Below are 24318 nucleotides of genomic sequence, written 5' to 3'. Positions count from 1 at the left end.
GCGCGCTAATTCAAAGTCAGCGCGCATGATAGCGAATCGGCGGCGGGGTTTCATTGCCTTTCCGCCTCCGGCCTTCTAAGGTAAGACGATGACCGTCAAATAATGAGGAATAACAAGTGCGTATCGGGATAGATTTAGGTGGAACTAAAGTTGAGGTGATAGCACTTGCTGAATCCGGCGAGACGCTGTTCCGTCATCGCGTGCCCACGCCGCGTGATGATTATCAGCAGACGCTGGATGCCATTGTCGGCCTCGTCAGGCTGGCCGAAGAGAAGACCGGTGAGCAGGGCACGGTCGGCATCGGCATTCCGGGAACGCTATCTCCCTACACGCGGCTGGTGAAGAACGCCAACTCGACCTGGCTCAACGGGCAGCCGCTGGATAAAGACCTGCAAAAAATGCTTAACCGTGAGGTGCGGATCGCCAATGACGCTAACTGCCTGGCGGTCTCCGAAGCGGTGGATGGCGCGGCGGCAGGGAAGCAGACGGTGTTTGCGGTGATTATCGGCACCGGCTGTGGTGCGGGTGTGGCGCTGAACGGTCAGGCGCACATTGGCGGCAACGGTAATGCGGGCGAGTGGGGGCATAATCCGCTGCCATGGATGGATGAAGATGAGCTGCGTTACCGCGAAGAAGTGCCGTGCTACTGCGGTAAACAGGGCTGCATTGAGACCTTTATCTCCGGCACCGGCTTCGCCACGGACTATCACCGCCTGAGCGGCGTGGAGCTGAAAGGCGCGGAGATTATCACGCTGCTGGAGCAGCAGGATCCGGTTGCGGAGCTGGCGATGAGCCGTTATGAGCTGCGGCTGGCAAAATCGCTGGCGCACATCGTCAATATTTTCGATCCGGAAATGATTGTGATGGGCGGCGGCATGAGCAATAACGACCGTCTGTATCAGACGGTGCCGCAGTTGATGAAGAAGTGGGTGTTTGGCGGAGAGTGTGAAACCCCGCTGCGTAAAGCGGTTCACGGCGATTCAAGTGGCGTACGTGGCGCCGCCTGGCTCTGGCCGCAGTAAAAAATCAGGGCCGATGGTCGGCCCTTTTTCTTGCTTACTCGCCTGCCAGCATCGCATCACGCGGCGCGTTGGCACGCTGGTTTTTGGTCATCAGGAAGTAGATATAGCCTGCCACCATAAAGGCCACGAACAGGGCCCCAATTAGCGCATTAAACCACAGCATGGCAATCAGGCAGACCACGGCCAGTACCAGCGCAATGCCCGGAACGATTGGGTAGCCCGGCGCACGGAAGCTACGCTCCAGCTCTGGCGCAGTGCGGCGCAGTCGGAACAGGCTCAGCATGCTCATGATATACATCACGATGGCACCGAACACCGCCATGGTGATCATCGCGGCGGTCAGCGTCATGCCCTGCAGGTTAATCCAGCTGTCGCTGAAGATCGCGGCAATGCCAATCAAACCACCGGCAATGATGGCGCGGTGTGGCGTCTGGAAGCGGGACAGCTTAGCCAGTCCGGCAGGCAGATAGCCAGCGCGGGACAGGGCGAAGAACTGGCGGGAATAGCCCAGAATAATACCGTGGAAGCTCGCCACCAGGCCAAACAACCCAATCCACACCAGCATATGCATCCAGCCGGAGTTTTCGCCCACCACCATTTTCATCGCCTGCGGCAACGGATCGTTGATGTCCGACAGCTTACGCCAGTCACCCGCACCGCCGGCCAGCAGCATCACGCCAATGGCCAGGATCACCAGCGTCAGAATACCGCTGATATAGGCCTTCGGAATGGTGCGTTTCGGATCTTTGGCTTCTTCAGCGGCCATCGCGGCCCCTTCAATGGCGAGGAAGAACCAGATAGCGAACGGGATAGCGGCAAAAATCCCGGAAAGCGCAGGCAGTCCGAAATGCTCGCCACCCGACCAGCCATTGGCGGCAAAGTTGGCCACGCTGAAGCCCGGCGCCACCACGCCCATAAACACCAGCAGCTCAAGCACCGCTAACACCGTCACCACCAGCTCAAACATCGCCGCCAGCTTAACGCCGAGGATATTCAGCGTCATAAAGATGATATAGGCGCCCACCGCGGCATATTTCGGATTCAGATCGGGGAACTGCACGTTGAGATAGGCGCCGATAGCCATCGCAATGGCTGGCGGGGCAAAGACGAACTCAATCAGGGTTGCCATACCGGCAATCAGGCCACCGGTTTCGCCAAAGGCGCGACGGCTGTAAGCAAAAGGGCCACCGGCATGCGGGATCGCCGTGGTCAGTTCGGTAAAGCTAAAAATAAAACAGGTATACATAAGGGCGATCAGCGCGGTGGTGACCAGAAATCCTAAGGTTCCCGCCACACCCCAGCCGTAACTCCAGCCAAAATATTCGCCGGAAATCACCAGACCTACCGCAATGCCCCACAGATGTATTGTGCCCAGAGTGGGCTTCAGTTTGCCTGTCATAACGCATTCCCCGTGATGAGTTTTATTGTCAGTCGATAATGCAGCCGTGGCCCGCCGGAAAACTTGACGCTGGCGTAAGGAATTTTGTGCTCTGCTGTCAACTCAGAAGCAAAAAAAGCGCCAGATGCACGCTAAAGTCAAAAGAGGGTCATCTGCGGTCAAGCGGGTCAGAGGCAGGTGACGCCATGCTGGTATCACACGGCGGGTAACCGACAGCCAACCATTACGGAGCCAGACTATGACTGCCACGCAATATGACAACCTGGATACAGCCGCGCTGCTAAACCTTGCTCAGCGCACGCTCACCCGTTATCCCGCAGCCTTACAGGGAACGCTGAGCCTGCTTTGCCGCTCAGAGAACGCCACGTTTTTACTGCAGGCCGGTGGCAAACGCTACGCGCTGCGCCTGCATCGCGGCAATTATCATCAGCGTGCGGATATTGAAAGTGAACTGCACTGGCTCGATGCGCTGCGGGAAACCGGCATCGTGGTGCCGCAGGCGGTGCCGGATAAAGAGGGTCAGACCGTGCAGACGCTGCAACTGGAAGACGGTAGCGAGCGCCATGTGGTGCTGTTTGACTGGATTGAAGGCGAGATGCCGACCACCGAGGTCGATCCGCGTGCCTTCCAGCAGTTAGGCCATATCACCGCCCGCCTGCATCAGCACAGCAAAAGCTGGCAGAAGCCGGCGGGATTCCAGCGCATCATCTGGGATCACCAGACGATGGTCAGCCCGCAGAGTCACTGGGGCGACTGGCGCGATGTGCCGAATCTGCGCCTGCAGGATCGTCCGGTGGTGGAAGAAGCGATCGCCCGGGTCGGTAGCGATCTGACGATCTTCGGTAAAGACGCCTCGCGTTACGGCTTGATCCATGCGGATCTGCGGCTGACCAACCTGCTGCTGCACAAAGGCGAGACGCGGGTGATCGACTTCGACGACTGCGGCATGGGCTGGTATCTGCACGATCTTGCGGCAGCGATCAGTTTTGTCGAGCACCATCCTCGTGCAGCGGAGTGGGTGGATCACTGGATCAAAGGCTACGAGCAGATTGCCCATATCAGTGATGAAGAGATGGCGATGCTGCCAACCCTGCTGATCCAGCGCCGCATCCAGCTGATGGCGTGGGCCGGATCCCATGCCGAAACCGAGATGGCGCACAGTCTTGGCCCGCAGTGGGCGGATCATTCTGTGCGGCTGTGCCGCCGCTATCTGGAGGCCCGCGAGCTTCCGGTTGGCGCCTGAGTTGCACCCAGAACGGGCAGGCATGCTGCGGGTACCGCATCTGCCCGTGATTGTCCTGTCATAACACCTTGTTTTTAAACGTCACCGACGAGGTTGGTATGAATATTGCTGCATTAGCAGCATATTTTCTACGCCGAGGCGACGATGATGGAAACCGGTCTTATCAGACAGCCTGACATGGCAACGGCGCTGAATGCCAGCGCCGTGAGTAATCGTGGGGTTCTGGCGGCGGCGGCCAGCGGCCTGAGCAGTTTTATCAGTGAGAAGGGCGGCGATGTCGATCGCATTTTTGGCGTCAGCGGCATCGATCCCGAACTGCTTTCCAGTCCGACCTTGAGCCTTGGGCTGATCAACTACTGTCGCGTGATGGAAGAAGCGGCGCGTTATTCAGGTTTTGATAACTTCGGTTTGCACTACGGCAAGCAGTTTAAACCGCAGTCATTAGGTCTGATTGGTTATGTCGGCCTGTGTTCGGCGACGCTGGAACAGGCGTTGCAGAACGTGGTGAATGCCTTTCCGTATCATCAGCACGACACGCTCACCCGGCTGGTTGATAAAGGGGATTGCTGGCGGCTGGATTATCAGGTGCGCCACGGTGCGATCCTCTGTCGCCGTCAGGATGCTGAACTGACGCTGGGGATGTTTATGAACCTTATTCGCCACGTGGCGGGTAAAAACTGGGCACCCAGAGAGGTCCATTTCGAGCATCCACGGCCTTCACAATGGCATGAGCACTGCAAAGTGTTCGATGCGCCGGTCTATTTTGATCAACCCTTCAATTCATTACTGATCCCGAAACGCGATCTGGCACGATCGATGCCGGACAGCGATCCGATGCTGTTAATGGTGATGCAGGATGCGATCCGCCGCCTGAACAGCGCCACGCCACAACAAAATATTGTCGATCAGGCCCGTGCGCAGGTGCATCTGGTGTTGCTGAAAGGTGAGCCGGTGCTGGAAGAGGTGGCTGAAAAAATGGGGTTGTCGAGCTGGTCGCTGCAACGGCGGCTACGCGATGAAAACCTGAGCTTCACCGCGCTGGTGGACAAGGTGCGTTGCGAAATGGCCAAGCACTATCTGCAACAGCGCCAGCTGCCAATTTCAGAGATGGCGCTGCTGTTGGGCTATTCCGAAGTCAGCGCATTTTCCCGCGCCTTCCGCCGCTGGTTTGGCATCAGCCCACGTCAGTGGCGGCAGGACGAGTTGGCGGGTTAAGCGGCCGGCTTAAAGTCGAGAATAATTTCGCTGGGAAATTTTTTTGGTGGCGCGGGCAGATTTTCCGCGCTGCTGACCACACCCCAGGCTTTCTTACACAGCTGCTCATCGCCCGACGTACTCAACACGCTATACCGCCCATTCTGTTTCCAGCTGATGGTCAGCACGCATTCGCGTCCGACATAACGCGCGTGGTCATAAAAATTGCGCTGAATACCGTACTGCATTTTCGCGTAGTAGCGGCAGTCTTCCTCAGACATTTCTGCAGTGGCGGCTGTGCACTGCTGGTCAGCAAACGCCTGCATTTCCTGCGCCGTCGCCGGGGCATTTTGATGAGTATTTTTGGCTGACTGACAGCCGGCCAGCAGCGTCGTCATCGCCGTTGCCGCCAACGCCCATGCCATTTTGTGCCGATTCATTTTCATTTATTCATCACTATTTCTAAAGAATCCTGACGTCCAGCCGATAGTTTATCCTGTTAGCTTCTTGCTGGCTGACTCTTTTTTCGCCGTCAGACTCTTTACAGATAAATCTCTACTTCAGCGGAAATATTCTCTCAGATTAAAACAAACCGGCAGGGAATTTACTTAATAACGGGAATAAATTATTTTTCAATTCTCCTTTTCCAGCGTAAATTATGCCTGTTTTTATTAAGTGCTTCGGGAAGTAGGGCAACAGGTTTGCCGTAAATAAAGCCGTCAGACGGGTTTTCACCTTAATTCATGGAACAGAAATGAAACCTTATATTAACGTCCTCGCATTGACCTTATTAAGTAGCGCCATGCTCAGCGGTTGCGCGACTGAATCCTCGCGTGCCATTGAAGCGCCTCAGGTGACTGCTGCCACGCAACCGGCCTGGCAGGGCGCTAAAAGCCCCATCGCGGTCGGTAAGTTCGATAACCGCTCTGCGTATATGAACGGCATCTTCTCGGATGGCGTCGATCGTCTGGGCAATCAGTCCAAAACGATTCTGATCACCCACCTGCAGCAAACCGGCCGCTTTAACGTGCTGGATCGCGCCAACCTGGATGAGCTGAAGGCTGAAGCGGGCTACAAGCGCAGCGCGCAGACCATCAAGGGTGCGGACTATGTGGTGACCGGTGATATCACCGAATTCGGACGCAAGGAAGTCGGCGATCAGCAGCTGTGGGGTATTCTGGGTCGGGGTAAAACGCAGGTTGCTTACGCGAAAGTGAACCTGAACATCGTCGATGTGGCCACCTCTGAAGTGGTTTATTCCGTGCAGGGCGCGGGCGAATATCAGCTTTCAAATCGTGAAGTGATTGGCTTTGGCGGCACCGCCAGCTATGACTCAACGTTGAATGGCAAGGTGATCGATCTGGCGATGCGTGAAGCGGTAAATCATCTGGTCAGCGGACTGGAGTCCGGCGCATGGCGCGCAGCTAAATAACTCAGGGAAGGGAATACAATGCGAATTAATAAGACACTGCTAATCGCGACAACCGCGCTGTTATTGACGGCCTGCGCCGAAAAAAGTAGCAATATCTATTATTGGGGTGACTATCAGCCCTCGCTTTACAGCTATTACCAGAAAAGTGCGGCACCTGAAAAAGAAATTGAGACGCTTAATGCGGTTATTCAGCAAGCCCACGCCAAAAATAAACCGGTAGCGCCAGGCCTGCGCGCACAATTGGGATTGTTGTATGTCGATACCGGTCATCCGGATCTGGCATTCGAGCAATTTAACGCCGAGAAAACCGCGTTTCCAGAATCCGCTCACTATATGGACTTTCTGATGCGTAATAAGCAGGGAGCAAATTAATGAAGAAAATTTTAGTTATTTCCGCCGTCCTGGCGGTGCTGGCCCTGACCGGCTGCGCCAAAAAAACGCCTTATGATTACACCGCGTTCCGAGCCAGCAAGCCGGCCTCGATTCTGGTGCTGCCTGCGGAAAATCGCACCACGGATATCAATGCCGCCCACAGTTTTGCCTCGCTGGTAACGCAGCCGCTGGCGGAATCGGGCTACTACGTCTTCCCGGTCGCCGTGGTGGAAGAGACCTTTAATCAGAACGGCCTGACCAATGCCACCGACATTCGTGGCGTCAGCGCGGCTAAGTTGCGCAGTATCTTCAATGCGGATGCGGCGCTGTACATCGATATCACCTCGTACGGCACCAAGTACATTGTGGTAGACAGCGTGACCCAGGTGACGGCCACTGCCAGACTGGTGGATTTGCGCACCGGCACGCAAATCTGGAGTGGGTTGGCCACCGCGGCGAACAACGAAAACAACAATAACCAGGGACTGGTGGGGATGCTGGTTGCCGCTGCGGTGAAGCAGATCGTCAACAACGTCAGCGATGAGGCGCATACCGTGGCCTCTGTCACCAGTGCCCGTTTGCTGAGCGCCAATGACAATGGCGGCATTTTAAAAGGGCCGCGCGCGAAATCGCCGACCCTGTAAGTCATCATCGGGCGCCTTCCAGGCGCCCGCTTTACGCCGAGGGCGTTTCCAGCTTGCTGTAACCCAATCCGTTGACTTTCCTGACCTTGATCTGCACCGGGATGCGTTCTTTCATCGCTTCCACGTGGCTGATCACGCCAATCGTTTTGCCACTGGCATTCAGGGCATCCAGCGCGTCCAGCGCACTGTCCAGCGTTTCCGCATCCAGCGTGCCAAAACCTTCGTCGAGGAACAGGGATTCAATCCGGGTTTTATGGCTGACCAGGTCCGACAGCGCCAATGCCAGCGCAAGGCTGACGAGGAAGCTTTCGCCGCCGGACAGGGTGCGGGTATCGCGCAGTGAATCTGCCTGCCAGGTATCCACCACCTGCAACTCCAGCGCCTCTTTCGATTTACGCTGCAACAGATAGCGTCCGTGCAGCCGGTTCAGCTGGTTGTTCGCCAGCCATACCAGGTGATCAAGGGTCAGTCCCTGGGCGAACTTACGGAATTTATCCCCTTCGCGGGAACCGATCAGCTGGTTGAGATAGCCCCAGTCTTCCACTTCCTGTTCGTTCTGCCGGATTTGTTCCAGTAACGATTGCTGCTGCTGGCGACGCGCGGCATCGCTGGTCAGCTGCTGGCGGGTTTCCCCTTGCTGGCGATTATTCTCTTTCAGCAGGTTCGCCAGCCGGCTGACCGCTTCACTTAACGCCTCAGTCTGCTCCGTGAGTTCGGCGGGTTTCTGCTCAATATGCCGATCCCGGGTTTTTTGCGCCTGTTGCAGCAATACGCTGGTTTGCTGGCGACGCTGGTCGTGCTGTTTTTGCAACGCACGCAGTTTCAGCGTCTGCTCTTCATCCAGCAATGCCGCAGTGAAGGCCGCTTCATCACTGAAATGACTGGCGGCCAGTGCGGTATTCAACGATTGCTGAGCATTTTCAAGCCGTCGTGCCAGCGCAACCGACTGCTCAGATAGTGAGTTATGCTGTCCGGTCAGTGTATTTAACTGGTTCTGCTCTGTCTGCCACTGTTGCAGGCAGGCCTGGCTGCTTTCTGCGTGACGCTGAGAATCCAGACGCAGCTGCTGTTGCACCGCTGAAGTCGCCTGCTCGCCAAATAGCTGCAGGCGTTGGGCTCGCAATTCGCTCAGCGATTCAGCTTCGGTGTTAAGGCGCAGTGCCAGTTCCGCAAGGCGCGATTTTTCGCGGCCGATTTCATCGCTCAATGCCTGCTGCTGAGTGGCAAGGGTCGTCAGCTGTGGCAACAGGTCAGTTAGCGCCTGCTCCGCTTTCAGCCACTGCTGCCACTCATCTTGTCTGCTGGCCAGCCAGCTTTCATGGCTGCCCGGCTCGGGTGGCGTCAGCGCAGATTCGGCCAGCGAGGCCTGCAGGTCGTCGCGCTGCTGCTGCACGGCGGCCTGCTGCTGTTTATGCTGCTGCTCCAGCTCGCTCAGCGCCTGTCGGGTAGTAAGCAGTTGCTGACCTGCCAGCTGTTGCTGCTGCTGCAAAGCTGCCAGCTCATTCTGCCGCTGGTTCAGCGCATCCTTCTGCTGTTGCAGTTCACGCGCGCTTTGCTGCAGGCTGAGTAAGTTAGCCTGACCCTCAGTTTCTGACTGGTCCTGAGCGGCCAGCCATTGCTGCGTTTCTTCCCGGTCTGCCAGCGTCAGGGTTAACGCCAGGCCATCGACTGCGGTCTGCCACTGGCTTTGTAACTGTGCGGCTTCACGATCGTTCTCTTCCCGCAGCTGCTGCTCTTTCTCCGCCTGCTGCTGCAGGTTTTTCAACTGTTCCCGCGTCGCCGTGCCCTGATCTTTCAGGCTATCGACCTCGGCTTTCAGTTTGACCAGCCGCTGCTGATTTTCTGACGGCTCAAGGGCCTGATAGTCGGCAATTGCAGGATGCTCGCACGCGCCACACAGCGGACAAGGCTGACCGGCTTCCAGTAAGGCACGCTGCTGCTCCAGCCCGGCAATGCGCCTCTCAAGCTCGCAGCGCTTCTCCAGATCCTGCCAGTGCTGATGCTTCTCTTTCCAGTTGGCGCGCAGCACCTCGAGTTGCTGTTCGGTCAGCTTCAGCTGTTTCTGACCCTCTGCCTGGCTGGTTTGCTGTCGCTGCATGCGGGTCTGCAACTGCTGCCACTGCGGGATCAGCAGCGCCAGGGTTTGTCGGAGTGGACGTTGCTGGCTGAGCTGGGCCAGCGAGGCCTGCAGCCGATCTTCCGGATGCTGCAGCTGACGCTGGTGATGCAATTTTTCAGCTTCATCACAGCGGGTTTTGGCCTGTTCCAGCTGCTGTTGCTGAGGCTGTATCTGCCGATCGAGCGCGGTGTAATGCTGTTCCTGCTGAACCACCTGAGCGGCCTGTTGTGCACTGCGTGCCTGCAGTGCAGTCAGCGCCAGTTCGCTCTGATGCTGCTGCTCAAAGCGCACGCGCCACAGGGGAAGGGAGGCACCCCAGCCGGAAAAGTGCGGATGTGCCTGCTGCCATTGGCGGGTTTGCTGCTGCTGAAGTTGCTTCTCAGCCTGGGATTTCTGGTTCTGTTGCAGGGCATCCTGCCGACGAGTAAGAGATTGTTGGTACTCACTGACCTCTTTTTCGAGCAGCTGGTTTTGCTGGTCCAGCGTGGCGATGCGGTTATCCAGCGGCAGCACCCTGTCGGTAATCACCGTTTCCTGCTGCTGGCGATGCGCTTCATGCTGTTGCCGTGCCTCATCGGCCGCTTTCAGCTGCTGAGTTAAGCCGGTCATCTGCTGCTGAGCCCGATCCTTTTGCTGGGACAGGCTCTGAAGCTGGACGCTGAGCTGATGCGCATCCTGCTGATACTGTTCGCGTTGTTGCCAGAGCGGGCGCAGTTTTTCTGCCGGTTCGGCCTGAACCAGACGGGCCAGCTCGCTGCTGTCCTGTTGCCAGGCGCTTTCGGCCTGCTGATGATCGTCTTCGGCCGCTTTCAGCGCCTGCAAGGCCGCGTGATATTGCTGCTGCCATTGCCATAAAAGGCTGTGCTGCTGATGTTGCGAAGTGAGTACCTGCTCATCCGACACCAGCTGCGCTAACTGGGTTGTTAGCAGCTGCAGTTGCTCTTCGTCGAGCAGCGCCATGCCGCTGGCCTGCGCACGCAGCGTATCCAGCGCCACTTTGGCGTTTTTATGCCGTTCAAAGACGTTGGCGGACAGGCGACCGTATATTTCGGTGCCGGTCAGCTCTTCCAGCAGCTCTGCCCGGCTGTTGGCATCGGCATTCAGAAAGGCGGCAAACTGCCCTTGCGACAGCATCATCGATTTGGTGAAACGCTCGAAATCCAGCCCGGTCAGCGCGGTCAGCATATCCAGCTTGTCTTTCACCTTATCGGCGACGATTTTGTTGTCATCACAGCGGGCCAGCTCGACGCGCGGGGCCTGCAGATTCCCATCCACCGCGCCGCGTGCGCGGTTCTGGCTCCAGAATGCCCGCCAGGCCACGCCTTTCACTTCAAATTCAACCTCGGCCAGACATTCTGAGGTGTCGCGGGTCATCAAATCGTTCTGCGTCTGCGAGAGTTTCCCCAGCCGCGACGTCTCGTGGTACAGCGCCAGGCAGATGGCATCCAGCAGGGTGGTTTTTCCCGCGCCGGTCGGGCCGGTAATGGCAAACAAACCGTTGCTGGCAAAGGGCTCGGCGGTAAAATCTATCTTCCATTCGCCTTTCAGCGAGTTGAGGTTTTTAAACCGCAGCGTCAGGATTTTCACGGTTGCACCTCATCATCAATTTCTGCCAGCGTCAGGGTGAACAGCGCCGTCGCCCGCGCCAGCCGTTCAGGCTGTTCATTTTCTTCCAGCGCCAGACGGCGGCTAAACACCTCCTGCGCGCTGAGTTCGCTGAGGGTTTCATTGTTTTGCCGGTCGATAACCTGTTCCCGTTGCTCGCGGCTGCGGCGCAACAGCACCACCTCCACCGGCATTTCCTGGGTCAGTTCCTGAATACGCCGCTGAAGGTCGTTCAGCCACGCCTGGGTGGAAATCTCGATATCCAGCCACACCGGCTTGCCATCTTCACGCGGCGCAATCGCGGCCAGCTGCTGCTCAATCTCCTCCAGCGAGCCTTTGATCATCTGCATCGGCTGAAACAGCGGGACGGAGAGCGTTTCAACCTGGCTCAGCTTGCCGTCGGCAAAGTCGACCAGAAACACGCTTTTGTCTTTGCCCAACTCGTCAAAACTGAGCGGAATCGGGGAGCCGCTGTAGCGAATATGCTCCGTGTTGGCGATGCGCTGCGCGCGGTGGATATGACCGAGCGCGATGTAATCCGCCGGGGGAAATGCCTGGGCCGGAAAAGCATCCAGCGTGCCGATATAGATATCGCGTACCGCATCACTTTTGGTCACGCCGACGGTGGTCAGATGGCCGGTAGCAATAATCGGCAACGGTAAATCCAGCCTTTGCCGCTCGGCCTGCGCCGCCTGCCAGCAGCGATCGTAATGCTGGGTGATGGCCTCCAGCAGGCTCTGCTGCTTTTCATGGCCAGACTGACCGGCCTGGCTGACGGTGATGTCACGCGGGCGAAGGAAGGGAATGGCGCACAGGACCGCGCCAGGTTCGCCATTGCGCTTATTCAGGATCACCACCTGCTGGGCGATATCGTCACTGGCCGCGGCGATCACCCGGGTGTTGAGACAGGCCAGCAGCTCACGCGATTCATTCAGCGTGGCGACGGAATCATGATTGCCACCCAGCACCACCAGCTGACAGCCGGTTTGCTGGAGGTTGACCACGAAACGGTTATACAGCTCGCGCGCATAGCTGGGCGGCGAACCGGTGTCGAAAATATCCCCCGCGATGATAATGGCATCCACCTGATGTTCCACCGCCTGAGCCAGCAGCCAGTCTGTAAAAGCCTGATGTTCCGGGGCGCGGCTTTTGGTGTAAAAAAATTGGCCCAGATGCCAGTCTGACGTGTGGATAATTCGCATGAGATCCCTTTAAGGCGCAAGGCAGAGTCGACGATTATAAACAGCAACGCGTAAAACCCCAGTCTGAATGACTGTAACCTTCACAAAAGTGTTATAAAACGGCGGCCCGGGCCGTGCTTTTTTCATAAAACTGTCATAAAACTGACGCATAATGACGCCGCAAATCCAGTGACATTCCGTCACAGTAGCAGGAGCAATAATGGCTAAGCGTATTCTGGTAGTCGAAGATGAAGCCCCAATCCGTGAGATGTTGTGTTTCGTGCTGGAGCAAAATGACTATCAACCGATAGAAGCGGAAGATTATGACAGTGCGGTCAATTTGCTTATCGAACCCTGGCCTGATTTGATCCTGTTGGACTGGATGCTCCCGGGTGGTTCAGGCATTCAGTTTATCAAGCATTTAAAGCGTGAAGCGATGACCCGCGACATTCCGGTGATGATGCTGACGGCGCGCGGTGAAGAAGAAGATCGCGTTCGCGGTCTGGAAGTGGGGGCTGACGACTATATTACCAAGCCGTTTTCGCCGAAAGAGTTGGTGGCGCGGATTAAAGCGGTAATGCGCAGGATCTCGCCAATGGCGGTGGAAGAAGTGATTGAGATGCAGGGACTGAGCCTGGATCCTTCGTCTCATCGCGTGATGTCAGACACCCAGCCGCTGGAAATGGGGCCGACGGAATACAAGCTGCTGCATTTCTTTATGACCCATCCTGAGCGGGTTTACAGCCGTGAGCAGTTGCTTAATCATGTCTGGGGCACTAACGTGTACGTCGAAGATCGTACCGTTGACGTTCATATTCGCCGCTTACGTAAAGCGCTGGAACTGACCGGGCACGATCGCATGGTGCAGACGGTTCGCGGAACAGGTTACCGTTTCTCTGCACGTTACTGATCGTTCGCACTGGAGTCTTCACCGTGTTGGAACGCCTCTCCTGGAAGAGATTGTTGCTGGAAGTGGTGCTCGCCTGCCTTCCGGCCCTGATTTTGGGGCTGCTGGTGGGCTACCTGCCCTGGCTGCTACTGGTATCGGTGTTAGCCGTTTTGGGCTGGCATTTCGCTAATTTACTTCGTTTATCCCACTGGCTGTGGATTGACCGCAGCATGACGCCACCGGCGGGGCGCGGCAGCTGGGAACCTCTCTTTTATGGCCTTTACCAGATGCAGGCGAGAAATCGCCGGCGTCGGCGTGAGCTGGGCCATCTGATCAAACGCTTTCGCAGTGGCGCCGAATCCTTACCTGATGCGGTGGTATTGACCACCGAAGAGGGCACCATTTTCTGGTGTAACGGCCTGGCGCAACAGATGCTGGGACTGCGCTGGCCGGAAGACAATGGTCAGAACATCCTTAACCTGCTGCGCTATCCCGAGTTTACCCGCTATGTGCGGCAGCGCGATTTTACCCGACCGTTGACGCTGGTGCTGAACAGCAATCGTCAGCTGGAATTCCGCGTGATGCCCTACTCGGAAGGGCAATGGCTGCTGGTGGCCCGTGATGTCACGCAGATGCATCAGCTTGAGGGTGCCCGCCGCAACTTCTTTGCTAACGTCAGCCATGAGCTGCGCACGCCGTTAACGGTGCTGCAGGGCTATCTGGAGATGATGAACGATTCGGTGATGGAAGGCCCGCTGCGTGACAAGGCCCTGCACACCATGCAGGAGCAGACCCGCCGCATGGACGGCCTGGTGAAACAGTTGCTGACCCTGTCGCGGATTGAAGCCGCACCGGCGCTGGATCTGCAGGAAAAAGTCGACGTGCCGATGATGCTGCGTCTGCTGCAGCGTGAAGCGGAAACCCTGAGCCAGGGCCGGCACGAGATTCACTTCACGATGGACGCAGATTTGCGAGTGTATGGCAATGATGAACAGCTGCGTAGCGCCATCTCAAACCTGGTGTACAACTCGGTTAACCACACGCCGGCCGGCACGCGCATCGATATCAGCTGGCTGAGAATCCCACAGGGCGCGCAATTTAAGGTGAAGGATAACGGTCCGGGCATTGCACAAGAGCATATTCCCCGACTGACCGAACGCTTTTACCGCGTCGATAAGGCCCGTTCGCGGCAAACCGGCGGCAGCGGGCTTGGCCTGGCGATCGTCAAGCATGCGCTCAGCCACCACAACACCCGGCTGGACATTACCAGCCAGCCCGGCAAAGAGACCTGTTTCAGCTTCTCCTTACCACCAAGGTTGATTGTCAGCAGCGAGTTGGCACAGAATGCGGTTCGATGATCGTAGCGGAACCCTGTGATGAAAAAGCTGTTTCTGATGCTGCTGGCCTGTTTCAGCCTGACCACCCAGGCACAAGAGGGGATGCTGGCCGGTAACCTGACCAGCGTTGGCTCGGATACCCTTGGCAGCTTAATGACGCTGTGGGGCGATAGCTTTAACCGACAGTTTCCGGGCGTGAATGTGCAGGTGCAGGCCGCCGGTTCCTCTACCGCACCCACCTCGCTGGCGGCCGGCGCGGCGCAGATTGGCGCAATGAGTCGCCCGATGCAGGCGGTTGAGCGCCAGCTGTTCGAGGACCGCTATGGCTATCCACCGCTGGCCGTGCCGGTGGCGATGGATGCGCTGGTGGTGGTGGTCAATCAGGACAACCCGATCAAGGGTCTGAATACGCAGCAGCTCGATGCGATATTTTCCGTTACCCGCCGCTGTGGCGCGCTCTCCGCGGTGCATCGCTGGGGCGATGTGCAGTTAACCCAGCCGGGCTGGGTGTCCCGTCCTTTGCAGCGTTTTGGCCGCAATTCCGCTTCCGGCACCTGGGGCTTTTTCAAACAGCAGGCGCTGTGTAATGGCGATTTCCGCAATGATGTCGGGGAATATCCCGGCTCTGCGGCGGTGGTGCAGGCCGTGGCGGGCACGCTGAATGCCATTGGCTATGCCAGCATGGGCATTCATCTTAGCGGCGTGAAGACATTACCGGTGTCCCGCGATGGCCAGAACTGGGTGGCGCCGGATGCGGCCAATATTCGCAGCGGCCGTTATCCTTACGCCCGCAAGCTGTACCTGTACGTCAATAAACCACCCGGCAAGCCGCTGGAACCTCTTACCGCCGCGTTTCTTCATCACGTGTTATCCGCTGACGGCCAGGCGCTGGTCACCCAGGCGGGATATCTGCCGTTATCGCCAGAGCAGGTCAGTCAGGCGCGTGCGCTGATTGAGGATCGTTAACACCGGCCAAGATGAATTTTTTTCATGTCTGATGAATTATCCTCGTTTGCGCCAGCGTCGCTCTCATGACACTCTTGCGTCTGGACATATAGACATCCAGAAGTCTAAGAATAACGATTCGTGATAATTTCACCGGTAAATTATGCGCGTGTGCGCAGGTCAGGAGTGACACAACATGCAAAGAGATTCAGCTCAGTATCGTGCCGAAGTGGTAGGCAGCTTCCTTCGTCCCGCCGCCATCAAACAGGCGCGCGAGCAGTTCCAGAAGGGTGAGATTGATGCCGTTGCCCTGCGTCGTATTGAAGATGAAGCCATTCGTGATGTGGTCACTCATCAGCGCGCCTGTGGACTGAAGGTGGTCACCGACGGTGAATTCCGCCGCGCGTGGTGGCACTTTGACTTCTTCGATGGCCTGGAAGGCGTTGAGCGCTATGAGTCTGAGCAGGGCATCCAGTTCAACGGCGTGCAGACCAAAGCCCACGGTATCCGTGTCACCGGCAAGATCGCCTTCGGTAACCATCCGATGCTGGAAGACTTCCGCTACCTGAAAAGTATCAGCGGCGACGCGGTGGCGAAAATGACCATTCCTAGCCCAAGCGTGATGCACTTCCGCGGTGGCCGTAAGGCGATCGACGCCAACGTTTACCCGGATCTTAACGACTACTTCGACGATCTGGCCACCGTCTACCGTGACGCGATAAGCGCATTTTATGCGGCCGGCTGCCGTTACCTTCAGCTCGACGACACCGTCTGGGCTTACCTCTGTTCTGAAGATCAGAAAAGCCAGATCCGCGAGCGCGGCGACGATCCAGAACAGCTGGCGCGCATCTATGCGCAGGTGCTGAATAAAGCCATCGAAGGCAAGCCGGACGATCTGACCATTGGTCTGCATGTCTGTCGCGGCAACTTCCGTTCAACCTGGATCTCCGAAGGCGGCTATGAGCCGGTGGCAGAAATTCTGTTCGGCACCGTGAATATTGATGCCTTCTTCCTGGAGTATGACAACGAGCGTTCCGGCGGCTTCGAGCCTCTGCGCTTTATCAAACCCGGCAAGCAGCAGGTGGTGCTGGGCCTGATCACCACTAAAAACGGTGAGCTGGAAAATCCGCAAACGGTGAAAGCGCGGATTGCCGAAGCGGCGCAGTTTGTCAGCCTCGATCAAATCTGCCTGAGCCCGCAGTGTGGCTTTGCCTCCACTGAAGAGGGCAACAGCCTGACCGAAGAGCAGCAGTGGGCGAAGCTGCGTCTGGTGGTCGATATCGCCAAAGACGTCTGGTAACCCTGCATCAACCTGTGTAAAAGGCGCGGAATTCCGCGCCTTTTGTGCATCATCCGGCCATTCCCTGCAGAAATTAACCCCGCGTTGCACAAATAAAATACAAATCATGTAAGGCATCCAGCCGATAACCTGAAGTGATACACTGGCTGGTTCTTTTTTTGCAACATATCGCTCTGCTTTTCCGATCCCGCCTTGCCTTTCTGCCCTATAAACGGTTTACTTAGCGCCGTTTTTACGTTATCCCCCTGTAAACAGATTAAAATCAGCGCAAATCCGCTACCAGAGTGACCACAGGACAGACAATCGCCCTGTATCGGTCTGAAATTCTGGCGTTTTTAGTGCAGGCAGGGTGATGAAGCTGACATCGCGACTTCACTTAACACCAGTACGGGCTAATTTTCTGCTTATGACGAATCGTTTAACTTCCAAAGACATCCTGGCACTGGGGTTTATGACCTTTGCGCTGTTTGTGGGTGCAGGTAACATCATTTTCCCGCCTATGGTCGGCATCCAGTCGGGTGAACATGTCTGGATTGCGGCCCTCGGCTTCCTGCTCACTGCCGTCGGTCTGCCGGTGATCACCGTCATTGCGTTGGCCCGTGTCGGCGGCGGCGTGGATGCGCTGAGTACGCCTATCGGTAAAGCAGCCGGACTGGTGCTGGCCACCGTTTGCTACCTTGCCGTTGGCCCGCTGTTCGCCACGCCGCGTACCGCAACCGTCTCGTTTGAAGTCGGCATCGCGCCACTGACCGGTGACGGCTGGCTGCCGCTGTTTATCTACAGCCTGATTTACTTCTCGCTGGTGATCGGCATTTCCCTGTATCCCGGCAAACTGCTGGATACCGTTGGCCACTTCCTGGCGCCGCTGAAAATTGTGGCGCTGGCGATATTGGGCATCGCGGCGCTGATCTGGCCTGCTGGCGGCCTGGCCCCGGCGACCGAGGCGTATCAACATGCGGCGTTCTCCAGCGGCTTCGTCAATGGTTACCTGACCATGGATACGCTGGGAGCAATGGTGTTCGGCATCGTGATTGTCAACGCAGCGCGTTCGCGTGGCGTCAGTGACGCGAAATTGCTGACGCGTTATACCGTGCTGGCCGGTTTGATTGCCGGTGTCGGCCTGACGCTGGTGTATCTGGCGCTGTTCAAGCTGGGTTCCAACAGTTCAGCTATCGTTGATCAGGGTGCCAACGGCGCAACTATCCTGCACGCCTATGTTCAGCAGACCTTCGGTGGCATGGGCAGCGTGTTCCTCGCCGCGCTGATCTTTGTGGCCTGCATGGTGACGGCAGTTGGCCTGACCTGTGCCTGTGCCGAGTTCTTTGAGCAGTACCTGCCGCTGAGCTATCGCCAGCTGGTGTTTGTGCTGGGTCTGTTCTCAATGGTGGTGTCTAACCTCGGCCTGAGCCATCTGATTGCCATCTCCATTCCGGTGCTGACCGCGATTTATCCGCCGTGCATCGTGCTGGTGCTGCTGAGCTTTACCCTGACCTGGTGGAACAAAAACACCCGCATTATTGCGCCAACCATGCTGGTCAGCCTGCTGTTCGGCATTGTTGATGCGATCAAAACCACCGGCTGGAAAGATTTGCTGCCGGCGTTTGCCCAGCATCTGCCGCTGGCAGAACAAGGTCTGGCCTGGTTGCCGCCATCGCTGGCCATGCTGGTACTGGTGGCCGTGTATGACCGCGTCTCCGGCAGTCGTGAGCAGGTCAGCGCGCAGCAGAAATAGTCTTAACCCCCGCGTCTTCTGTTGCCCGTGCGGCAGAAGACGCAGTCAGAGTGAAAGCAGAACCCGAAACATGACAAAAAATACGCTCAAAAAGGGACTGAGTACCCGCCACATTCGTTTTATGGCATTGGGATCGGCAATCGGCACCGGGCTGTTCTATGGCTCGGCAGATGCGATGAAAATGGCCGGTCCGAGCGTGATTCTCGCGTATATTATCGGCGGCGCGATTGCGTATATCATCATGCGCGCGCTCGGCGAAATGTCCGTCAACAATCCTCAGGCCAGCTCCTTTTCGCGCTATGCGCAGGACTACCTTGGCCCGCTGGCCGGGTATATCACCGGCTGGACCTACTGTTTCGAAATCCTGATTGTCGCCATCGCCGATGTTACCGCCTTTGGTATCTATATGGGCGTTTGGTTCCCCGACGTTCCGCACTGGATCTGGGTGCTGAGCGTGGTGCTGATTATTGGCGCCATTAACATGGCGACGGTGAAAGTGTTCGGGGAAGTGGAGTTCTGGCTGTCGCTGTTCAAGGTCGCGACCATCATCATTATGATTGTCGCCGGTATCGGCATCATCTTCTGGGGTATTGGTAACGGCGGTCAGCCGACCGGCATCCATAATCTGTGGACCAACGGCGGTTTCTTCGCCCACGGGGTGATCGGCATGGTGCTGTCACTGCAGATTGTGATGTTCGCCTATGGCGGCATTGAGATCATCGGCATCACCGCAGGTGAAGCGAAAGATCCGGAAACCTCGATCCCGAAAGCGATCAATACCGTTCCGCTGCGTATTCTGGTGTTCTACGTCGGCACGCTGTTCGTGATTATGTCGATTTTCCCGTGGAACCAGGTCGGCACCAACGGCAGCCCGTTCGTGCTGACCTTCCAGCATATGGGCATTGCGGCCGCGGCGGCGATCCTGAACTTTGTGGTGATCACCGCCTCACTGTCGGCGATTAACAGCGATGTGTTTGGCGTCGGACGTATGCTGCACGGTATGGCAGAGCAGGGCCACGCGCCGAAAATGTTCGCTACGGTTTCCCGTCGCGGCATTCCGTGGGTGACGGTGCTGGTGATGATGGCGGCGATGCTGGTGGCGGTCTACCTGAACTACCTGATGCCGGAAAAAGTGTTCCTGGTGATCGCCTCACTGGCGACCTTTGCCACCGTTTGGGTGTGGATTATGATCCTCTTCGCCCAGATTGGTTTCCGCCGCTCGCTGACCAAAGAGCAGGCGAAAGCGCTGAAGTTTGCCGTGCCAGGCGGCATCTTTACCGCCATCGTGGGCATCCTGTTCCTCGTCTTTATCATCGGCCTGATTGGTTACTTCCCGGATACGCGGATTTCGCTGTATGTCGGTGTCGCCTGGCTGGTGGTGCTGCTGGTGAGCTGGCAGTTTGTGAAGAAAACGCTGAACAAGAACGCCAACGCTTAACCGCGCTAACCGTTTAAGAACCGCCCCAACGTGGGCGGTTTTTTTATGGCTGCGATGCGGATTGAGGGTAGCTGACCGGCACCTGACTTGAGCGATCTGTTGCCTGCCCGATACGCTGTAAGGCAGCGTCATAAGGGCACAGCGTGCCCACCTCGGTGCGTTTGCAGCCGTCGGGGTGCCATTCCGTGGTCAGCAACGGATCGCTGGCGCTGATGGGCGTTAACTGGCGCAGTTGATCCAGGCTTTGAGACTGGAAGTAGACCCGGAGAAAACGCTTACCGAGATTATCGCGCCAGCGTTCAAACACCAGGCTGCCGCCGGGCGGCAGATTGCCTCGTGGATAATCGCCCTGTTGCCAGTTGAAGTGCAGCAGCGTGCGCAGGTAGGAGAGGTTAATATCGCTGGCGACGAACAATAACCAGCGCACGTCGGGTGGTGCATCCTGCGACTGAGAGGTTTGCAACGCTTTGGCAATCTGATCCAGCAACACCGATCCGCCCCGGCGTGCGGCGGAAGGCAAATCGTTGGTGAAATCATATTTCGCCGTCAGCAAAGGCAGTAATGCGCTGACCCTGGCCGCACTATCCGCCTGGCCAAACGCCACCTTGCTCAACGGCTGATTCTCACTCCAGGCTAAGCGGATGCTTTCTGCCATTGCCGCCAGGGTATCCAGCCCCTGGATAGCGATGCCGCCATTCGACCAGACGTTCAGAGTCCAGGGCCGATCGAATACCGGGCAGGGCTGGCCATGTTGGCAAACGGCGTGTTTAAGGGCGTCAATTTGCGGTTGCAGACGCTGCTGCGCCTGTTCGGGCGTGCCGCCCATTGCGTCCAGCGCTTCCTGCTTATAGCGGGCCTTTTGCGACTCACTGACTTTATCCGAGGGGAAGGCAAACAGCGCATCGTCTTTGTCCAGCGCATGCACCGGAACGCCGCAGCCAGGGAACGCGGCCGCAGACCAGGCTTCTGCACTGGCCTGGGTGCGCTGCAACGGACTGGAACGGATATAGACGTCGCCAGGGGATGGGCAGCCGGCTTTTAGCACGCCCAGCTGGCGATAGCGCCCGGCTTCATAGCGGGCCTTCAACCAGACGGCGGTGTAACCGTGGCCGGTCAGGTTGCCGTCGGCCGTTAACCAGCGCGGCCAACTGCGCTGCGTGCCCGCTTCAATGGACTGACGATCGCCCGGGGTGGGCGGCCGCACGCCATGGCGGCTGACTTCGACCACTTTTTCCAGCGTGTAATCTTCTGCTTTCGCTGCGGCGTACGGGCTGAAGACCTCGTACAGGACAGAAACCATCAGGGTGGTCACAAGGGAGAGTTTAGCGTCCATGTTTTCCTTTGCTTAGCGTTGAGTCAGGGGCGTGCCAGGCCCCTGACAGTAACGCAATCGTCAGGCCATTGAAACCGTGACGCTGCGGGCAAGGCTACAAATTGTTGCCCAGTGCAATGCTGCTGCCCAGATCGGTAAGATGGTGGGTGTCGTAGTAAAGCGGCAAGCCTTTACTGGCAATCAGACAGCCTTTTTGCGTGCATAAATTCTCTTTCAAATTGAGCACTTTCACCCCCGGCTGCGCATAGGCGCCGAGGATTTTATTGACTTTATCTTCCGTCAGATGAAAACGCAGCGTGCGGTCGGCAGCCGTATTTACGCCAGAGCCGTTGCTCAGCCACGCGTTAATTTTCGCCCGCAGCGGGATATTCTGGGTAATGCTGTAACGCAGCGGATCGATATCCAGACTCGGTACATCTTCCACTATTGTCACTTTCTTATTCGCCGCGCGTAATAGTTTTACCGCATTACCCAGGCCCTGATCGAGCGCCAGATAATTATCCTGTTGTTTTCCATCGATTGAGCGATAGCCATAGCCGGGAATTAATGAAAAGCCGGATGACCAGAATGCGGTAATCACCACTTCGTCGACCTTGTCACTGAGTAACGTTTTCATCACTTCTTTATTAAAGGCGGTACATTGGTCGCCCTGTTCAGGATGATCCAGCATATAGCGGCTGCTGCCAATCAAAAATGGACAGGAGGATTTGGTCATCTGGAATAAGGGCTTTTTATTTTTTAAGGCATATTGCGCGACGGCCGAGCGCAGCGCCGCAGCATGGCTGTCGCCCACCAGTGCCACAGCCGGCACCGCTATCGCCGGCATACACAGACTGTTGGTTGACGGCAGGTTCGCACCATAGGTTAACAGGCAGGGATTGGTTTCCGCCTCGACCTTAAACAGCTCACCGTTGTTCACCAAATCGTTAACGCGATATTTCAGCCCGCCGGTCATATAGATAGAAACGAATGACAGAATACCGACCACGCATAATATGGCGTAGGACGTTATAATACGCTGTTGCGGCTGAGCCGGACGCCGGAACGGCTTCTCGACAAAGTACCAGGAAAAGGTGGCAATCAGCAGTGCGCCAGCGCTGATGGATAATCCCTGCACCACGCTTAAAGGATCGTTCGCGCTGATACGGGCCAGGCTCAGTAACGGCCAGTGCCACAAATACCATGAGTAAGAAACCTTGCCGATAAATACCATCAGCGGGTTTTCCAGCAGAGTCTGATGCAGGCGGTTATGGGTAAGAATAATCAGCACCGCGCCGACCACCGGCATCAGCGCGAGGAAGCCGGGAAAAGCACTCTCTTTATCGAGGAAAAACACCGGTAGCAGGATTAACAGCAGGCCCGCCAGCGTCAACGGCACGCCTTTGCTGCCGGTCAACGGCTGGTTGCGCCACAGAGCCAACAGCACCCCTGCGCCAAGCTCCCACGCCCGGGTGTGCAACAGGTAAAACGCGCTGTTGCCGTTGATTGGGGTGATGATAATGCCCGCGACCAGCGAGGCCAGACTGAGGGTAACAATGACCGCCTTCAGTGAAAATCGTAACCGGTGGGCAATGATCATCAACGCCGGAAGCACAAAATAAAATTGCTCTTCAATGCCCAGCGACCAGGTCATCAGCATCGGATTGAGGTCGGCGTCAGGATTAAAGTAATCAATGCCTTTCAACAGCATGACGTTGGGAACAAACAGCAATACGGCGGTGACATACTTTGCCAGATCGCGGAATTCCAGCGGTGACAAAATGCTGTAACTTAATGCGGTGATGCAAAACAACATAAAGAACAGGGCGGGGGCAATACGGCGGATGCGTCGAACGTAAAATTGATAAAAGGTGAAGGTATTATTGCTTATTTCTCTGGAGATAATGCTGCCAATTAAAAATCCAGAAATAACAAAAAATACGTCAACGCCAATAAATCCGCCCGATAACGCGCCAACGCCAGAGTGGAACAGAACCACCAGCAGGATCGCAAGGGCCCGCAGCCCGTCAATGTCTTTACGATAGGAAAATAGATGCACACTCTTCATGGTCACTGATCCCAAAAATACGCAGTATTGCCGTTAATAAAAAAACGAAAATAACCACTGATTACCCCACACGCGTTACTGACGTCTGTCAGGCCACCTGTGAAGCAAGCCGCGATGAATAATTGGACTAATTTTCATATCAGGCTATGGCAATACGCGGGGATTTCCAATACGGAGAAACAAATATAGATATTCCTGAGGGAATTATCTCAAAACGACCGGTGTTAATTTCGGCTAAGCAGAGGGGAACTAACAATTAAGTAAAAAAATGGTGGGGCGCAGAAATGAAAAAGGCCCGCCGAAGCGAGCCTTTTCGACAGCGGACGCTATTACAGCTTAGCCGCGTTCGCAGACAGGTATTTAGCAACGCCGTCTGGAGACGCGCCCATACCTTCTTTTCCTTTTTCCCACTGAGCCGGGCACACTTCGCCGTGCTCTTCGTGGAACTGCAGCGCGTCAACCATGCGCAGCATTTCGTCAACGTTACGGCCCAGTGGCAGATCGTTAACAACCTGGTGGCGAACCACACCGGCTTTGTCGATCAGGAATGAACCGCGCAGTGCAACGCCAGCGTCCGGATGTTCGATACCGTAGGCTTTCTGCACTTCACGTTTGATGTCAGCAACCATGGCGTATTTCACTTCGCCGATGCCGCCTTTTTCGATTGGGGTTTTGCGCCATGCGTTATGCACAAACTCAGAATCGAAAGACACGCCGACAACTTCAACGCCGCGCTTCTGGAATTCTTCGTAACGCTTGTCAAAAGCAATCAGTTCAGAAGGACAAACGAAGGTGAAATCCATTGGCCAAAAGAACACAACGGTGGCTTTACCAGCGGTGTGTTTTTTAAAGTTGAAGTTCTCAACGATTTCACCGTTGCCCAGCACAGCTGCGGCAGTAAAATCTGGGGCTTGACGAGTTACCAGGACCATGTTCACTCCTGTAGAGAGAGGTGGGTTAATGAGACGAATCGCCTGCAGTATAAGAGCGATGTCGGGACAGGTGCCAGCGTAAAACGCTGATTGTTCAGATAGGTAAAACCTATCAAAAAATTAAAATGCTTAAAGCAGCCTCATACAATAACCG

General features: G+C 56.5%; 20 protein-coding genes. 12 read left to right on the top strand and 8 right to left on the bottom strand.

The window, feature by feature from the left end:
- Nucleotides 1-116: 116 nt before the first annotated feature.
- Nucleotides 117-1022, top strand: coding sequence for a fructokinase (gene mak, locus ACXKZG_RS17500; RefSeq protein WP_013200990.1), 906 nt, complete (start codon nt 117-119; stop codon nt 1020-1022).
- 34 nt (nt 1023-1056) lie between these two features.
- Here the strand turns inward: mak and eat are convergent, their stop codons facing one another.
- Nucleotides 1057-2421, bottom strand: coding sequence for an ethanolamine permease (gene eat / locus ACXKZG_RS17495; RefSeq protein ID WP_105759642.1), 1365 nt, complete (start codon nt 2419-2421; stop codon nt 1057-1059).
- Nucleotides 2422-2659: 238 nt separating this feature from the next.
- On the opposite strand from eat, the gene ACXKZG_RS17490 reads away from it, so the two are divergent.
- Both ACXKZG_RS17490 and qhpR read left to right on the top strand, forming a co-directional pair.
- Entirely contained in the window at nt 2660-3664 is a 1005-nt protein-coding gene (locus ACXKZG_RS17490; protein ID WP_488875205.1) for a phosphotransferase enzyme family protein, read from the top strand.
- A 147-nt stretch (nt 3665-3811) separates the two neighbouring features.
- Nucleotides 3812-4879: an AraC-like transcriptional regulator QhpR gene (gene qhpR / locus ACXKZG_RS17485; RefSeq protein ID WP_371732183.1), complete on the top strand. Its 1068-nt coding sequence runs from the start codon at nt 3812-3814 to the stop codon at nt 4877-4879.
- Here qhpR and ACXKZG_RS17480 read toward each other — a convergent pair.
- The gene (locus tag ACXKZG_RS17480; RefSeq protein WP_488875204.1) at nt 4876-5304 is read right to left on the bottom strand and encodes a cell envelope integrity TolA C-terminal domain-containing protein; all 429 of its coding nucleotides are present in this window, start codon (nt 5302-5304) and stop codon (nt 4876-4878) included. The two genes, qhpR and ACXKZG_RS17480, sit on opposite strands and share 4 nt — an antisense overlap.
- 136 nt (nt 5305-5440) lie before the next feature.
- A complete protein-coding gene (locus ACXKZG_RS17475; protein WP_488875203.1) occupies nt 5441-5593 on the bottom strand; it encodes a hypothetical protein in 153 nt (50 codons plus the stop codon).
- Nucleotides 5594-5612: 19 nt separating this feature from the next.
- Between ACXKZG_RS17475 and ACXKZG_RS17470 the strand changes: the two genes are divergently transcribed.
- Genes ACXKZG_RS17470 through ACXKZG_RS17460 form a run of 3 tightly spaced genes read left to right on the top strand, consistent with a single transcriptional unit; the run spans nt 5613 to nt 7306 of the window.
- Nucleotides 5613-6290 carry a CsgG/HfaB family protein gene (locus ACXKZG_RS17470; protein WP_013200994.1) on the top strand — a complete coding sequence of 226 codons (678 nt, stop codon included), beginning with the start codon at nt 5613-5615 and terminating at the stop codon, nt 6288-6290.
- Between the two features lie 18 nt (nt 6291-6308).
- Nucleotides 6309-6662, top strand: a complete 354-nt coding sequence (locus ACXKZG_RS17465; RefSeq protein ID WP_013200995.1) for a DUF4810 domain-containing protein — start codon at nt 6309-6311, stop codon at nt 6660-6662.
- Nucleotides 6662-7306, top strand: a complete 645-nt coding sequence (locus tag ACXKZG_RS17460; RefSeq protein WP_151038125.1) for a DUF799 domain-containing protein — start codon at nt 6662-6664, stop codon at nt 7304-7306. Before ACXKZG_RS17465 ends, ACXKZG_RS17460 begins: the two co-directional genes overlap by 1 nt.
- A 31-nt stretch (nt 7307-7337) precedes the next feature.
- On the opposite strand, the gene ACXKZG_RS17455 is transcribed toward ACXKZG_RS17460, so the two are convergent.
- Both ACXKZG_RS17455 and sbcD read right to left on the bottom strand, forming a co-directional pair.
- Nucleotides 7338-11012: an SbcC/MukB-like Walker B domain-containing protein gene (locus ACXKZG_RS17455; protein WP_488875202.1), complete on the bottom strand. Its 3675-nt coding sequence runs from the start codon at nt 11010-11012 to the stop codon at nt 7338-7340.
- Complete coding sequence (gene sbcD, locus ACXKZG_RS17450; protein WP_488875201.1) at nt 11009-12232, bottom strand: exonuclease subunit SbcD; 1224 nt, start codon at nt 12230-12232, stop codon at nt 11009-11011. Before sbcD ends, ACXKZG_RS17455 begins: the two co-directional genes overlap by 4 nt.
- 199 nt (nt 12233-12431) lie before the next feature.
- Here sbcD and phoB point away from each other — a divergent pair, with 199 nt between their 5' ends.
- The 6 genes from phoB (at nt 12432) to proY (ending at nt 19852) form a co-directional block, all read left to right on the top strand.
- A complete protein-coding gene (phoB, locus tag ACXKZG_RS17445; protein ID WP_013200999.1) occupies nt 12432-13121 on the top strand; it encodes a phosphate response regulator transcription factor PhoB in 690 nt (229 codons plus the stop codon).
- Nucleotides 13122-13144: 23 nt separating this feature from the next.
- Nucleotides 13145-14458 carry a phosphate regulon sensor histidine kinase PhoR gene (gene phoR / locus ACXKZG_RS17440; protein WP_338570845.1) on the top strand — a complete coding sequence of 438 codons (1314 nt, stop codon included), beginning with the start codon at nt 13145-13147 and terminating at the stop codon, nt 14456-14458.
- Between the two features lie 18 nt (nt 14459-14476).
- On the top strand, nt 14477-15403 hold the full coding sequence (locus tag ACXKZG_RS17435) for a PstS family phosphate ABC transporter substrate-binding protein (RefSeq protein ID WP_488875200.1): 927 nt from the start codon (nt 14477-14479) through the stop codon (nt 15401-15403).
- Nucleotides 15404-15578: 175 nt separating this feature from the next.
- Nucleotides 15579-16682 carry a cobalamin-independent methionine synthase II family protein gene (locus ACXKZG_RS17430; RefSeq protein WP_013201002.1) on the top strand — a complete coding sequence of 368 codons (1104 nt, stop codon included), beginning with the start codon at nt 15579-15581 and terminating at the stop codon, nt 16680-16682.
- 406 nt (nt 16683-17088) lie between these two features.
- Entirely contained in the window at nt 17089-18414 is a 1326-nt protein-coding gene (gene brnQ, locus ACXKZG_RS17425; RefSeq protein WP_488875199.1) for a branched-chain amino acid transport system II carrier protein, read from the top strand.
- Between the two features lie 70 nt (nt 18415-18484).
- Nucleotides 18485-19852 (top strand): proline-specific permease ProY, encoded by a 1368-nt coding sequence (gene proY / locus ACXKZG_RS17420; RefSeq protein WP_013201004.1) that lies wholly within the window; start codon nt 18485-18487, stop codon nt 19850-19852.
- A gap of 43 nt (nt 19853-19895) precedes the next feature.
- Here proY and ACXKZG_RS17415 read toward each other — a convergent pair whose 3' ends face one another.
- The 3 genes from ACXKZG_RS17415 to ACXKZG_RS17405 all read right to left on the bottom strand — a co-directional run bounded on the left by ACXKZG_RS17415 (nt 19896) and on the right by ACXKZG_RS17405 (nt 24164).
- Nucleotides 19896-21185: a histidine-type phosphatase gene (locus ACXKZG_RS17415; protein WP_488875198.1), complete on the bottom strand. Its 1290-nt coding sequence runs from the start codon at nt 21183-21185 to the stop codon at nt 19896-19898.
- 94 nt (nt 21186-21279) lie between these two features.
- Nucleotides 21280-23232 carry an acyltransferase family protein gene (locus ACXKZG_RS17410; RefSeq protein WP_488875197.1) on the bottom strand — a complete coding sequence of 651 codons (1953 nt, stop codon included), beginning with the start codon at nt 23230-23232 and terminating at the stop codon, nt 21280-21282.
- 329 nt (nt 23233-23561) lie between these two features.
- Nucleotides 23562-24164, bottom strand: a complete 603-nt coding sequence (locus ACXKZG_RS17405) for a peroxiredoxin C (protein WP_013201007.1) — start codon at nt 24162-24164, stop codon at nt 23562-23564.
- Between the last annotated feature and the right edge of the window lie 154 nt (nt 24165-24318).

Source organism: Erwinia sp. 2186 (assembly GCF_057812255.1).
The sequence above is the reverse complement of the archived record's forward strand: the minus strand, read 5'-3'. Positions and strand labels throughout refer to the sequence as shown.

Excerpts from the sequence above, each read along its gene's own strand:
- eat (WP_105759642.1), bottom strand. The coding sequence starts at position 2,421 with ATGACAGGCAAACTGAAGCCCACTCTGGGCACAATACATCTGTGGGGC.
- ACXKZG_RS17490 (WP_488875205.1), top strand. The coding sequence starts at position 2,660 with ATGACTGCCACGCAATATGACAACCTGGATACAGCCGCGCTGCTAAAC.
- qhpR (WP_371732183.1), top strand. The coding sequence starts at position 3,812 with ATGGAAACCGGTCTTATCAGACAGCCTGACATGGCAACGGCGCTGAAT.
- ACXKZG_RS17480 (WP_488875204.1), bottom strand. The coding sequence starts at position 5,304 with ATGAAAATGAATCGGCACAAAATGGCATGGGCGTTGGCGGCAACGGCG.
- ACXKZG_RS17470 (WP_013200994.1), top strand. The coding sequence starts at position 5,613 with ATGAAACCTTATATTAACGTCCTCGCATTGACCTTATTAAGTAGCGCC.
- ACXKZG_RS17465 (WP_013200995.1), top strand. The coding sequence starts at position 6,309 with ATGCGAATTAATAAGACACTGCTAATCGCGACAACCGCGCTGTTATTG.
- ACXKZG_RS17460 (WP_151038125.1), top strand. The coding sequence starts at position 6,662 with ATGAAGAAAATTTTAGTTATTTCCGCCGTCCTGGCGGTGCTGGCCCTG.
- sbcD (WP_488875201.1), bottom strand. The coding sequence starts at position 12,232 with ATGCGAATTATCCACACGTCAGACTGGCATCTGGGCCAATTTTTTTAC.
- phoB (WP_013200999.1), top strand. The coding sequence starts at position 12,432 with ATGGCTAAGCGTATTCTGGTAGTCGAAGATGAAGCCCCAATCCGTGAG.
- ACXKZG_RS17435 (WP_488875200.1), top strand. The coding sequence starts at position 14,477 with ATGAAAAAGCTGTTTCTGATGCTGCTGGCCTGTTTCAGCCTGACCACC.
- ACXKZG_RS17430 (WP_013201002.1), top strand. The coding sequence starts at position 15,579 with ATGCAAAGAGATTCAGCTCAGTATCGTGCCGAAGTGGTAGGCAGCTTC.
- brnQ (WP_488875199.1), top strand. The coding sequence starts at position 17,089 with ATGACGAATCGTTTAACTTCCAAAGACATCCTGGCACTGGGGTTTATG.
- proY (WP_013201004.1), top strand. The coding sequence starts at position 18,485 with ATGACAAAAAATACGCTCAAAAAGGGACTGAGTACCCGCCACATTCGT.
- ACXKZG_RS17415 (WP_488875198.1), bottom strand. The coding sequence starts at position 21,185 with ATGGACGCTAAACTCTCCCTTGTGACCACCCTGATGGTTTCTGTCCTG.
- ACXKZG_RS17410 (WP_488875197.1), bottom strand. The coding sequence starts at position 23,232 with ATGAAGAGTGTGCATCTATTTTCCTATCGTAAAGACATTGACGGGCTG.
- ACXKZG_RS17405 (WP_013201007.1), bottom strand. The coding sequence starts at position 24,164 with ATGGTCCTGGTAACTCGTCAAGCCCCAGATTTTACTGCCGCAGCTGTG.